Here is a 12,787-nt window from a genome sequence, read left to right on the forward strand (position 1 = left end):
AATGCGTGGAACTCTGGAAGTACCACCACAAAACACCAAGTGGTACGCATCTGCTGGTAAAAGCGGTTCGAGTAAATAGTCAGGCTTCGGTGTCGGGCCCGGTGCCCGTTCGCAGCAGCCGGCGCAGCCACCGGAGGCGGGCCTCGCGCGCGTCCCGCGAGATCGCGGTGTGCGGGGCGAACATGTCGAACCCGTGGAAGCCGCCCGGCCATACATGCAGCTCGGCCTGGCCGCCCGCCTGCCAGATCCCGCACGCGTAGGCGACGTCCTCGTCCCGGAACGTCTCCGCCGAGCCCACGTCGATGAACGCCGGCGGCAGCCCCGACAGGTCCTCGGCGCGCGCCGGGGCGGCGTACGGGGACACCCCCGGCCCGCCCGCCGCGTCGCCCAGCAGCGCCGACCAGCCGGTGCGGTTGGACGTGCGGTCCCAGACGCCCAGCCCGGCCATCTGGTGGCTGGAGGGGCTGTCGTTGCGGTCGTCCAGCATCGGGCACAGCAGCACCTGCCCGGCCAGTGCCGGACCGCCCCGGTCGCGCGCGAGCAGCGCGAGCGCGGCGGCCAGTCCGCCCCCCGCGCTCTGACCGGCCAGGATGATCCGGCCGGGGTCCAGGCCCAGCTCGGCGGCGTGCTCGGCCGTCCACACCAGGCCCGCGTAACAGTCCTCGATCGGCGCCGGATGCGGGTGCTCGGGGGCGAGCCGGTACTCCACCGACACCACCGCGAGCCCGCCCAGCTCCTGCGACCAGTCCAGCGGCTCGCTCACGCCGGTGCGGTTGTCTCCGATGATCATGCCGCCGCCGTGGGTGTAGTAGACGGTCGCCAGCGGCTCCCGCGCCCCGGCCGGACGGCAGATCAGCAGCCCCACGTCCGGCGCGCCCTCCGGGCCCGGCACGGTCCGCTCCTCGATCTCGAACGCCCCGTCCCGGCGCAGATCGTCGTCGGTGGGCGGCGCCACGACGCTGTTCTCGCGCAGTTCCGGAATCCCGTCCGGGGTGAGGGACGGCGAGAGCACGTCCGCGAACTCCTCCAGGAAGGCGGCGCACTCGGGGTCGAACGGCGGCGGCCGCAAGGGCCCGCCGGGGCCGGTGGCGGTGTCGGGAGAGGGCGAGGTCGGGATGCTCATGGCCGCTCCTGTCTCGGCGCCGTCCCGGCGGCGCCGGCCGGGGATCCTCGACTTATGATCGCCCCAGGAGGGCGCGGACGACAGGCCCAGAACCCGAGCCGGCCTTCCCGAAAACACGGTGCGCATTGGGCACTTCGTCGCTCACCATGGAGATGTGGGCGAAAGGCGCATGACCGGGCTTTCGGGGGAATCGAAAGAGAAAGGCGGTCATGGTCGTTAGGCCGGCGAGGGGTGTCTCATGACCGGGGATCGGGCATTGCTGCGGCTGGGCGCGCAGATGGCCGAGGTGGAGGCGCTGTACGCCCGCGTTCTGGAGACGCCGGACGCCCAGGCCGAGGGGCGCGCGCTGCGGGAACTGGCCGGGGCCGGCATGCGGCTGGCCGAGCTCGCGAACGCCGCGGCCGAGGGCAGGACGCCCTGGCCGGGGACGCCCGCCACGCGGGTGTCGCGGCCACGGCGGGCGGTCGGCGCGCGGGCGGCGGCGCGCGCGGGCACCCGGAGCAACCGGACCAAGCTGGAACGCCGCATCGCGAGGGTGGAGAGCACGACGGAGTGGATCATCACCAGGACGGGCGGCCGGCACTGACCCGGGCCGCCCTCCGGTGGTCTCGCGGCATCCCCGATCGAGGGCCGCGACCGTAGGATCGGGTGAATGAGCGCCCTCCACGCCATCAGCGACATCCACGTCGGCTTCCCCGACAACCGGGCGTTCATCGAGAGCCTGCGCCCGGAGTCGGACGGGGACTGGCTCATCGTCGCCGGTGACGTGGCCGAGCACTTCGCCGACATCGAATGGGCGCTGAGCACCCTGGCCCGTCGGTACGCCAAGGTGATCTGGGCACCGGGCAACCACGAGCTGTGGACGCCCAAGGACGACCCCGTTCAAGAACGCGGGGAGGCGCGGTACCGGCGGCTGGTGGAGATGTGCAGGGGCCTCGGCGTGCTCACCCCCGAAGACCCCTACGCCGTATGGGACGGGCACGGGGCGGACGGCCCGGTGACCATCGCGCCGCTCTTCGTCCTGTACGACTACACGTTCCGTCCCGAGGGAGCCTCCACCAAGGAGGAGGCGCTGAAGGTCGCCTACGACGCGGGCGTGGTGTGCACGGACGAGGTGCTGCTGCATCCCGACCCGTACCCGTCCCGTGACGCCTGGTGCGACGCGCGGATCGCCTACACCGAACGCCGCATGGCGGAGCTGGCACCCGGCACCCGTACCGTCCTGATCAACCACTGGCCGCTCGTACGGGAACCGACGCGCATCCTGTGGCACCCGGAGTTCGCGCAATGGTGCGGCACCGAGCGCACCGCGGACTGGCATGTGCGGTTCGGCGCGGTGACCGTCGTGTACGGGCACCTGCACATCCCCAGGACGCTGTGGAGCGACGGGGTGCGCTTCGAGGAGGTGTCCGTGGGCTACCCGCGCGAGTGGCGAAGGCGCGGGGAGCGTCCATCGGGGCCGCACCGCATCCTGCCTCCCCAGGAGGAGCGCATCCTGCGCATACCGCGTTCATGATTGGCGCCCCCGGCCGCGGGAAAGGCTCGATGGAATCGACGCGGGGCAGGAGGGGCCGTGGACGAAGGCGTGCTGCTGAGCGAGCAGGAGGCGGCGAGCATCGACGCCTACTGGCGGGCGGCGAACTACCTGTCGGTGGGTCAGATCTACCTGCTGGACAATCCGCTGTTGCGGGAGGAGCTGCGGCCCGAGCACATCAAGCCGCGGCTGCTGGGGCATTGGGGGACCACGCCCGGCCTGAACTTCTGCTACGCCCATCTGAACCGGGTGATCAAGGCGCGCGACCTGGACATGATCTACATCATGGGGCCGGGTCACGGCGGGCCGGCGGCGGTGGCCAACGCCTGGCTGGAGGGCACCTACAGCGAGGTGTACCCGAACGTGTCGCAGGACGCGGACGGGATGCGCCGCCTGTTCCGGCAGTTCTCCTTCCCGGGCGGCGTCCCCTCGCATGTGGCGCCGGAGACGCCCGGCTCGATCCACGAGGGCGGTGAGCTGGGGTACTCGCTCGCGCACGCGTACGGCGCCGCGTTCGACAACCCGGATCTGGTGGTGGCGTGCATCGTGGGCGACGGCGAGGCCGAGACCGGGCCGCTGGCGGCGAGCTGGCATTCGGGCAAGTTCCTGGACCCGGTGCGGGACGGCGCGGTGCTGCCGATCCTGCACCTGAACGGTTACAAGATCGCCAACCCGTCGGTGCCGGCCCGTATCGGCGAGGAGGAGCTGTCGATGCTCCTGGAGGGCTACGGCTTCCGTCCCATCCTGGTGGGCGGGGCCGACGAGGTCCCCGGACCGGACGGCGACCTGCCCGCGGCGATGCACCGCAAGATGGCCACCGCGCTCGATCAGGCGCTGGACGAGATCGCCGGAATCCAGGCCGCGGCCCGGCAGGGAGGCGACGCCACCCGGCGCCGCTGGCCGATGATCGTGTTGCGTACGCCCAAGGGGTGGACGGGCCCGAAGGAGGTCGACGGGCTTCCGGTGGAGGGCACGTGGCGGTCGCACCAGGTGCCGCTGGCCGCCGTACGCGACAACCCCTCCCATCTGGCGGAGCTGGAGTCGTGGATGCGGTCCTACCGGCCGGAGGAGCTGTTCGACGGCGATGGCCGTCCCGTGCCGGACCTGCGCGCCTGCGCGCCGTCCGGGCGGCGGCGGATGAGCGCCAACCCGCACGCCAACGGCGGTGAGCTGCTGAGCCCGCTGATCCTGCCGGATTTCCGCTCCTACGCCGTCCCGGCGGACCGGCCGGGCGCCGAGGTGGCCGAGCCGACCCGGGTGCTGGGCCGCTACCTGCGTGACGTGGTGACGGCGAACCCGGGCAACTTCCGGATCATGGGCCCGGACGAGACCGCCTCCAACCGGCTCGGCGCGGTGTTCGAGGTCACCGACCGGGTGTTCACGGGGGAACGCTACGACACCGACGAGCACCAGGGGCCGCGGGGCCGGGTGATGGAGGTGCTCAGCGAGCATCTGTGCCAGGGCTGGCTGGAGGGCTACCTGCTGACCGGGCGGCACGGGCTGTTCAACAGCTACGAGGCGTTCATCCACATCGTCGACGCGATGTTCAACCAGCACGCCAAGTGGCTGAAGGTGACCCGGCGGCTGCCGTGGCGGCGTCCCATCGCCTCGCTGAACTACCTGCTGTCCTCGCACGTGTGGCGGCAGGACCACAACGGCTTCACCCACCAGGACCCGGGGTTCCTGGACGTGGTGATGAACAAGAAACCCGAGATCATCCGGGTGTACCTGCCGCCGGACGCCAACACGCTGGTGTCGGTGGTCGACCACTGCCTGCGCTCGCGCGACTACGTCAACGTCGTCGTCGCGGGCAAGCAGCCCTCGCCCAACTGGCTGCCGATGGACGAGGCGATCGCGCACAACGTCCGCGGCATCGGGATCTGGGAGTGGGCCAGCGTCGAGGGCGGCGGCGACCCGGACGTGGTGCTGGCCTGCGCCGGGGACGTGCCGACCCTGGAGACGCTGGCCGCCGCGGACCTGCTCCGCCAGAACTTCCCCGACCTGCGCGTACGGGTGGTGAACGTGGTCGATCTGATGCGGCTGCAACCGGAGTCGGAGCATCCGCACGGGCTCAGCGACGCCGAGTTCGACGCGCTGTTCACCGTCGACAAGCCGGTCATCTTCGCCTTCCACGGCTACCCGTACCTGATCCACCGGCTGACCTACCGCCGTGCCGGGCACCCCAACCTGCATGTGCGCGGCTACAAGGAGGAGGGCACCACCACCACGCCGTTCGACATGGTGATGCTGAACGACCTGGACCGCTACCACCTCGTGATGGACGTGATCGACCGCGTCCCGTCGCTGGGCGGGCGGGTGGCGCACATCCGGCAGCGCATGGCCGACCGGCGGCTGGAGTGCCGCGCCTACACCCGCGAGCACGGCGAGGACGCACCCGAGGTCCGCGACTGGGTGTGGCCGTACCAGGGGGCGTCGTGATGGCCGTGCGACGCGTGCTGACGGTCAACCCGGGGTCCAGCAGCCTGAAGCTGAGCGTCCTGGAAGCCGACGGGACCGTGGCCGCGCACAGCGAGGTCGCCAGCGAGCCGGGCGAGCGCGAGGCCGAGCAGGTCGCCGCCGCGGTGGCGCGGATGCCCGAGCCCGACGCGGTCGGGCTGCGGTTCGTGCACGGCGGCCGTGACTTCGTCGAGCCCACGCTCATCGACGACGCGGTCACCGGGCGGCTGCACGAGCTGATCGGGCTGGCGCCGCTGCACCAGCCGCTGTCGCTGTACGCCCTCGGCGAGATCCGCCGCGCTCTCCCGGACACGCCCGTGGTCGCCTGCTTCGACACGGCCTTCCACGCGACCCTGCCCGACGCCGCGTCCACCTACGCGCTCCCGGAGGAGTGGCGGGAACGGTTCGCGCTGCGCCGCTACGGCTTTCACGGCCTGTCGTACGCCTACGCCCTGCGCCGCACCGGGGAACTGCTCGGCATCGACCCCGCCGGTGCGCGCATCGTGATGTGCCACCTGGGCGCGGGCGCGTCACTGGCCGCCGTCGCCGGTGGGCGGTCGGTCGACACCACCATGGGCTTCACCCCGCTCGAAGGGCTGGTGATGGCGACCCGTCCCGGCAGCATCGACCCGGGCATCCCCTTGTGGCTCCAGCGGCACGGCCTGTCCGCCGTGGAGGTCAACGACGCGCTGGAGCACCGCTCGGGCCTGCGCGGGCTGGCGGGGACGGGCGACATGCGGCGGATCAGGGAGCGTGCCGAGCGGGGCGATGGCACGGCCCTGGCCGCACTGGACGTCTTCCACCACCGGCTGCGGGCCTGCGCCGCCGGGATGGCCGCCGCGCTCGGCGGCCTGGACGTGCTGGTGTTCACCGGCGGGGTCGGCGAGCACGACCCGGAGGTACGCCGCCGTCTGGCCGGCGACCTGGCCTTCCTCGGCGCCGCCGTCGATCCGGAGGCCAACGCCGCGAGCTCGGGCGACGCCGAGATCACCGCGCGGGGAGCCGCCGTCCGCACCGTGGTCGTCCAGGCGCGGGAGGACCTGGAGATCGCCGCCGGGGTGCGCGCGGCGCTCGGCGCGTCCTGACCGTACGTCAGGCGGTGGCGCTGTCCTGGGTCGGGGGCTGCTCGGGCGGCTCGCCGGTGAGCGCGGCGCGCAGGGCGTCCGCGGTCGTGGCGTGCACCGGGATGTGCTGGTCGATCTTGGCGAGCCGCACCACCCTCTCGACCGTCCGGCGCGGCCCCGCCAGCCGCACGGAGCCGCCGTGCCGGGTGGCGTAGGTGTTGGTGTGCAGCAGCACCCGGAGCCCCGCGCTGTCGAGGAACCGCACCTCGGTCAGGTCGATGACGAGATGGTCGCCCGGCTCCCCGCGCGCCTGCCGCACGTAGGCGTCGAACTGGCCGGCGGCGCCGACGTCGAGGTCGCCCTCGATCGAGATCAGAGTCGTTCCGGGAAGCCGCTGACTCGACAGCCCGAGCCGCTTCTCCATCCGCCGACCTCCCCTTTCCTGCCCCAGTGCGAGCCGCTCCGGCCGCCGGTTCTGACCGCCGTCCTCAACATAGGCTCCCGCGGGCCTCCGGTCCCGGTAGGAGATGGCCTCCCGAATGGGCCCCTCCCTGACAGGAGCTGTCACGCCTTCATAGGTACCACCGCGTGGTGGCCCGCCGGAGACGTCACCCTGCCATGGTGGACCCTCGGACGTTTCCTCCGTGTGAGGAAACGGCGGCCGGTGGGGGCCGTTCGCCGAGGAATCGCACGTCGACGGCACGGGCGGCCACTTCCGGCCCGTCCGGCCGGCGTCCACAACCGGCCTTCAACGGCGACCGGCCCGGTCAGTGGACCCGGCCGTGCGGCCTCGTCCTGTCCACCTCGGGCAGCGCCTCGATCACGCTGCGCAGATGGTCGCGCGCCGCCCGCTCGGCGGCCTTGGGGTCGTGCGCGCAGATCGCGTCGATGATCGCCAGGTGCTGCGGGAGCGACACCTGCGGCCTGCCCGGGTGCATCGCCAGCTTGAACTGGTGCCGGACGTTCTGCGCGCGCAGCCGCTCCAGGAAGTCGGCCGCGGTCCGCTGCCCGCTGAGCGCGCGGATCCTCGCGTGCAGCCGCTCGTTCAGCCGCGAGTAGCCCAGCACGTCGCCGGACCTCACGGCCGTGCGCATGCTCTCCCCGATCTCGCGCAGCTCGGCCTCCTCCTCCGCGGTGACCCGCTCGGCGGCCTTGGCGGCGCACAGGCCCTCGATCACCATCCGGACCTCGGAGATCTCGATGGCCTCTTCGAGCGAGACCGCGCGAACCCGGGCGCCACGGTTCTGCACCCGCTCGATCAGGCCCTCGTTGGCCAGCTCCAGCAACGCCGCGCGGACGCTGGCCCTGCTGGCGGCGAACTGCTCCGACAGGTCGGCCTCGACCAGGCGCTGGTTCGGCACGAACTCGCCGCTGAGAATGGCCTCCCGGATCCCGGCCACCACCGAGCCGCCCTGCTCGCGGCCGTCACGCACGCCTGCCGCCACAGCCTCTCCCTGATCGGCATCGATATTGTCGCCAATTTTGTAGCTGTCATAGTGTAACGTCCGGCGGGACCCCGTTCCCGTCCATCATGGCCTGTCATCGGCCCGTGAAGGGACAGGAGGGACCGGATGCCGGCAGCGAACGGGCGGACGCTCACGATCGCCGTGCTGGGCCTGGGCGAGGCGGGCGGCGCGATCGCCCGGGACCTGGCCGCGGCCGGGGCCGTGGTCCGGGGCTACGACCCCGTGGTGCCCGCCCCGGACGGTATCACCGGCACCGGCGGCGAGGCCGAGGCGGCCGACGGCGCCGCGCTCGTGCTGAGCGTCAACAGCGCGCACGACGCGGCCGCCGCCCTGGACGCGGGCGCCGCGGGCGTCGGCGACGGCGCCGTCTGGGCCGACCTGAACACCGGCTCGCCCGGCCTGAAACAGAAGCTGCACGCCGCCGCCCGCGAACGCGGCATCCGCTTCGCCGACGTGGCCATCATGGCGCCGGTTCCGGGCCGTGGCCTGCGTACCCCGATGCTGGCCTGCGGCGAGGCCGCGGACGATGTGGCGCGGCTGCTCAACCCCCTGGGCGCCTCCGTCGAGGTGCTGCCCGGCGAGCCCGGCGCCGCCGCGGCCCGCAAGCTGCTGCGCAGCGTGTTCTTCAAGGGCCTGGCCGCCGCCGTCGTGGAGGCGCTGGAGGCCGCGAAGGCGGCGGGCTGCGAGCCGTGGCTGCGCGAGAACATCGTCGCCGAGCTCACCGCGGCGGGGGAGCCCACCGTCGACCGGCTGGTGTCCGGCACGCACCGGCACGCCGTCCGCCGCGCCGACGAGATGGCCGCCGCCACCGACATGCTCGCCGAGCTGGACGTCCCGCCCCTGATCGCCGCCGCGTCCCGCGATCTCCTCCGCCGCCTTGCCGCAAGCCGGAATCCGGCTGGCTCCGGGACGACGGATCCTTCTAGAGTCGATCACTGAAACCGCGAAGCGAGGAGACGTCATGGCGGTACGTGCGGTCGGATTCCACCAGGCGGGCGGCCCCGAGGTGCTCCAGGTCGTCGATCTCCCCGAGAGGCACGCCGGCCCCGGCCAGATGCGGATCCGCGTTCACGCGGCCGACATCAACCCCTCCGACGTGGCGACGCGGCAAGGGGCGGTCCCCCGGGCGCTGGGCGGCGAGCCTCCCTACGTCCTCGGCTGGGACGCGGCCGGCACGCTGGACGAGATCGGCGAAGGCGTCGAGACCGACCTGAGCCTGGGCGACCGCGTGGTGGCCATCGTGTTCCCCTACGGCCCGCACCCCGGCGGGTACGCCGAGAGCCTGGTCGTGCCCGCCGAGCAGGTCGTCCGCGCGCCCGTCGGCGCCGACCACGCCGCGGCCTGCACCCTGCCGATGAACGGGCTGACCGCCCGCCGGATGCTGGACCTGCTCGACCTCGAACCCGGCGCCACCCTCGCCGTCACCGGCGCCGCCGGCCAGCTCGGCGGCTTCGTGATGCAGCTCGCGAAGGCCGACGGCCTGCGAGTGATCGGTGACGCCGCCCCCAAGGACCGCGACCTCGTCCGCGACCTGGGCGCCGACGAGGTGGTCGACCGCGGCGACGACGTCGCCGCCCGCATCCGCGAGGCCGTGCCGGACGGCGTGGACGCGGTGGCGGACTGCGCCGTCCAGAACGATCTGGTCGTCCCGGCCGTCCGCGACGGCGGCCGGGTGTCCACGGTCCGCGGTTTCCACGCCGACGCCGAACGCGGCATCACCTACCACCCCGTCATGGTGACCGACTACCTCCGCGACCACGCCAAGCTCGACCGGCTCCGCCACCAGGCCGAATCCGGCGTCCTCACCCTCCGCGTGGCCGCCACCTACAAACCCGAGCAGGCCCCCGAAGCCCACCGCCGCTTCGAACAAGGCGGCGTCCGAGGCCGCCTCGTCATCGAGTTCTAGCGGCACGTCCGGCCAGGCCCGGCCGCCCGTGCGCGACGATCACCATCAGTCGTCACCGGGGAGCCAACGCCGCACGCGCTCCCTCGGCGTGCCGGCGTCAACGTGCCAGAGTTTCCGGTCAGGGTCCCAGCGAGCCCGCACCGACCGCTTGGCCTCGTCCTTCTCCTCGAAGGGAACGGCCAGATAGAGCCGTTCTCCGACCACCGTCCCAGGGCGGACCTCGCCGGAGGAGGCAGGTGTTCCAGGGGACCGCCGCACCGGTGTGCGGGCGGGACGGTCCATACGCGCCCGCTCCACGATGTGACGGACCCGTTCGCATGACGACGGGTCGGTGATGCGCATCATCAGGTCGGTGGAGCCGCTATGCGCGAGAAGGTTGAGGGAGCCGTGCCACAACACGGTGTCGTCCAGGATCAGCACCTTCTCGTGCATGCGTTCGCGGGCCGCGACCTGGCAACCGGCCGCCTGGAGTTCGCGGACGAGGTCCGCCTGTGGCGTCCCCGCGTGGTCGCGGGTGTGCACGGTCACGCGGACACCGTCGGCGATGCGGGGCTTCAGCCGGCGGAGCCAGTACCGCACGGCCTGACCGTTGAGAAACGCGCAGTAGATGTCGATGCTCTTGCGTGCGCGTGCGATGTCCCATTCGACCGCGCGCTGCACTTCGTCGGCGGGGAAGAACGCCGGTCGTGCCAGTTCCTCCTCGTCCAGAACCCCGAGGTCGGCCGCGCTGCGAACCGGCACGAGCTCATCGACCGGGATGCGTTGCGCGTGCCGCCAGAGATGGTGCAGCATCCTGACCGCTTCGCTGTCGGGGCGCAGGGCACGCTGCATGTACTGGACGTTGGCGACCACGACCAGGTGATCCCTGGCCCGGCTCAGCGCGACGTTGAGCAGTCGGCAGGTGTCCGACGACGGCCCGACGCCGTCGTAGAACCATCCGGGCCTGGGCCCCGCACCGGTGACCGTGTCGATGATGATGAGCGGCCGCTCGCTGCCCTGGAACCGATGGACGGTATCGACCAGACCTTCGTACTGCGCGCCGAAGCGGTAGGCGAGGCTCGCGTTGAGCGCGTTCTTCTGTCTCTTGTACGGGGAGATGACCGCGAGGCGGTCCGTGGGGCGTTCCCCCTCGGGCAGGTCGGTCCATTTACGGGCGGGCAGGACCGTGTCGTACTGGAGTCCCCTGATCAGCTCATGGATCACCGCTTCGTGCACCGCGTTGGACAGGTGCGCCTCCGAACCCGTGCCGGGCACGACCCGGCTGGAGGTGTCCACCAGCACGAGCGGGCTCTCGATCAGAGGTGAAGGGGGCAGGCTGCTGGTGTCCCTCCGGCGGGTGAGCAGCGGGGCGTCGCGGTAGGCGACCTCGTTGACCAGCGTGCAGATGGCCTGGCGCATCCGGTACTGCTCGTTGAGCGCGACCATTCTCGAGTCGTTCCGCACGGCTTCGCCGGTGGGGCTCACCAGCCCGGCGGCGTGAAAGGCGTCGCGGTCCATCCAGGTACGCGAATGCTCCCGCTCCTGTGCCGAGGCTTTGCGGTCCTTCGAGCCGCGGGTCACGGCCGGCAACTGCCGGAAGTCGCCCGCGATGACGACGCGCCTGCCGGCCAGGCCCGCCGCGCACCACGCGGAGGGCAGGTTCACCATCCCGGCCTCATCGATGACCACGACGTCGATGGCGTCCATCAGCCTCCGGGACTGAACGGCCTTGGAGACGGTCGTCGCCATGATCCGGCACCGGCTGCGAACCGCGTCGGAGAGTTTCTGCCTCTCCTCGGTGAGGCGGTTCAGCTCTCGCTGGAGGTCGTCGGCCTCGGCCCGCAGCCGCTCCAGAGGAGGAAGAGGCCGTACCTCCTCCATGAGACGGGACACGGTGGCCCGCGCCTCCGCGTACTCGGCGGTGAAGCGTTCACGGTCGCGTAGCGCCGCCGCGTGGTTCTGCCGGTGCGTTTGGAAAACGTGTTCGTGGTGTGCGAGTTGGGTGTAGAGGGCTTGGAGCTTGGCCTGCTTACGTTGGGCGAAGATCCCGGACGGAGTGCCGATCCGGTCGATCTCGCGGCGCACGTACTGGACTTGCTTGCCGGTGACCTGTGCCGCGTTGTCCTCCATGCCTGCGGCACGGTCGATGTTGAGGAGCAGTTGGTGCAACCGGTTCATCTCGGCGGTGGCGGCCAGGGCCTGCTCGTGCCGGGCGATGCCCGTGCGGAGTGGGTCCAGCTCACCGGTGAGCCGGGTGATCTGCGCGTCGATCGCTGTGGCCAGTCGTCGCTCGATGAGCTCGGGACTCACCTGCTGCCCGTACTTGGCCGCCAGCGAGGGAAGGGCGATCTTCCCGGCCCGCTGGAGGAGTCCCGCGTCGAACCCCTCCTCGCCGGCCAGTGAATCGCACATCCGCTCCACGGCCTGGTCGACCGCGACGTGCGTGGGCGCGACGAAGAGCACTCGCAGCCCCTGCCGGTAGCAACCCTCGACGACGCAGGACACGACCTTCGTCTTGCCGGTTCCCGGCGGGCCCCAGATGAAGGTGACGTCGCTGCCCAGCGCCTGCTCGACGGCCTGACGCTGCCGTGGGTTGAGCTCGTGATCACGGTATCCGCCGACGAGCCGTTCGACGTCCCCGGCCCTGCCGGTGCGGGGCCGTCCCAGACCGAGGACCCAGCCGGCGGTCGTGGGGTTGATGGGCGAGTCCTCGCCGCCGGCCTGCTCCAGCCTTTCGGCCAGGGCTTCGAGGCCGCCGGTCTCGTCCTCGACCAGCTGCGCACTCGCGGGCGCAGGACCCAGGTCCGCGCTGGTGAGCACCCGCACCTTGCCGTCGGGCATCCGCTGGACGTCGGCGGGCGCCCAAGGGCCGGTGGCCCGGAAGCGCCGGATCAACAGGTCTTTGGCGCCGAACGATTCGTTCCATCGTTGACATGAGAAGAGGTATTCGCGGTTTTCTCCGGTGGAGCCGATCTGCCGTCCCTCCGACAGTGTGACCTTTTCGGAGCTGCGCATATCATCGTGGAGCCCGGCCCGTATTTCGGCGCGAACAGCGCGAAGAAGATCGGCGACCGCACCCGGCCTGCCCCGCCCTTCGACCACCCGTGCTCCCCTCGACCGACCGGGTCAACCGTAATTTACCGACCACGCAACCGCATGTCAGGTGATCGGCACATAGCGCGTATGGACCGGCCTTGGAGTGCATTTAACCGGTGTGACCGGAGTAGGGCATTACAGGCGCTCTGTCCCTGTGAAGCA

General features: G+C 71.7%; 10 protein-coding genes. 6 read left to right on the forward strand and 4 right to left on the reverse strand.

The window, feature by feature from the left end:
* Positions 1-79: 79 nt before the first annotated feature.
* Complete coding sequence (locus ACGWYJ_RS23685) at positions 80-1,123, reverse strand: alpha/beta hydrolase (RefSeq protein WP_395108485.1); 1,044 nt, start codon at positions 1,121-1,123, stop codon at positions 80-82.
* 238 nt (positions 1,124-1,361) lie between these two features.
* Between ACGWYJ_RS23685 and ACGWYJ_RS23690 the strand changes: the two genes are divergently transcribed.
* The 4 genes from ACGWYJ_RS23690 (at position 1,362) to ACGWYJ_RS23705 (ending at position 6,199) form a co-directional block, all read left to right on the forward strand.
* On the forward strand, positions 1,362-1,709 hold the full coding sequence (locus ACGWYJ_RS23690) for a hypothetical protein (RefSeq protein ID WP_395108486.1): 348 nt from the start codon (positions 1,362-1,364) through the stop codon (positions 1,707-1,709).
* Positions 1,710-1,775: 66 nt separating this feature from the next.
* On the forward strand, positions 1,776-2,639 hold the full coding sequence (locus tag ACGWYJ_RS23695) for a metallophosphoesterase family protein (protein ID WP_395108487.1): 864 nt from the start codon (positions 1,776-1,778) through the stop codon (positions 2,637-2,639).
* A 69-nt stretch (positions 2,640-2,708) separates the two neighbouring features.
* Entirely contained in the window at positions 2,709-5,096 is a 2,388-nt protein-coding gene (locus ACGWYJ_RS23700; RefSeq protein WP_395108551.1) for a phosphoketolase, read from the forward strand.
* Complete coding sequence (locus ACGWYJ_RS23705) at positions 5,096-6,199, forward strand: acetate/propionate family kinase (RefSeq protein WP_395108488.1); 1,104 nt, start codon at positions 5,096-5,098, stop codon at positions 6,197-6,199. The genes ACGWYJ_RS23700 and ACGWYJ_RS23705 overlap by 1 nt, the downstream gene beginning before the upstream one ends.
* 7 nt (positions 6,200-6,206) lie before the next feature.
* On the opposite strand, the gene ACGWYJ_RS23710 is transcribed toward ACGWYJ_RS23705, so the two are convergent.
* Complete coding sequence (locus tag ACGWYJ_RS23710; RefSeq protein WP_395108490.1) at positions 6,207-6,602, reverse strand: STAS domain-containing protein; 396 nt, start codon at positions 6,600-6,602, stop codon at positions 6,207-6,209.
* A gap of 343 nt (positions 6,603-6,945) precedes the next feature.
* Complete coding sequence (locus ACGWYJ_RS23715; protein ID WP_395108491.1) at positions 6,946-7,623, reverse strand: GntR family transcriptional regulator; 678 nt, start codon at positions 7,621-7,623, stop codon at positions 6,946-6,948.
* A 126-nt stretch (positions 7,624-7,749) separates the two neighbouring features.
* On the opposite strand from ACGWYJ_RS23715, the gene ACGWYJ_RS23720 reads away from it, so the two are divergent.
* Positions 7,750-8,583, forward strand: coding sequence for a DUF1932 domain-containing protein (locus tag ACGWYJ_RS23720; RefSeq protein WP_395108492.1), 834 nt, complete (start codon positions 7,750-7,752; stop codon positions 8,581-8,583).
* A 22-nt stretch (positions 8,584-8,605) separates the two neighbouring features.
* Entirely contained in the window at positions 8,606-9,550 is a 945-nt protein-coding gene (locus ACGWYJ_RS23725) for an NADP-dependent oxidoreductase (RefSeq protein ID WP_395108494.1), read from the forward strand.
* 45 nt (positions 9,551-9,595) lie between these two features.
* Here ACGWYJ_RS23725 and ACGWYJ_RS23730 read toward each other — a convergent pair whose 3' ends face one another.
* Entirely contained in the window at positions 9,596-12,544 is a 2,949-nt protein-coding gene (locus ACGWYJ_RS23730; protein ID WP_395108495.1) for an AAA domain-containing protein, read from the reverse strand.
* Positions 12,545-12,787 lie beyond the last annotated feature (243 nt).

It is taken from the genome of Actinomadura sp. SCN-SB (assembly GCF_043906805.1).
Classification (GTDB): domain Bacteria; phylum Actinomycetota; class Actinomycetes; order Streptosporangiales; family Streptosporangiaceae; genus Spirillospora.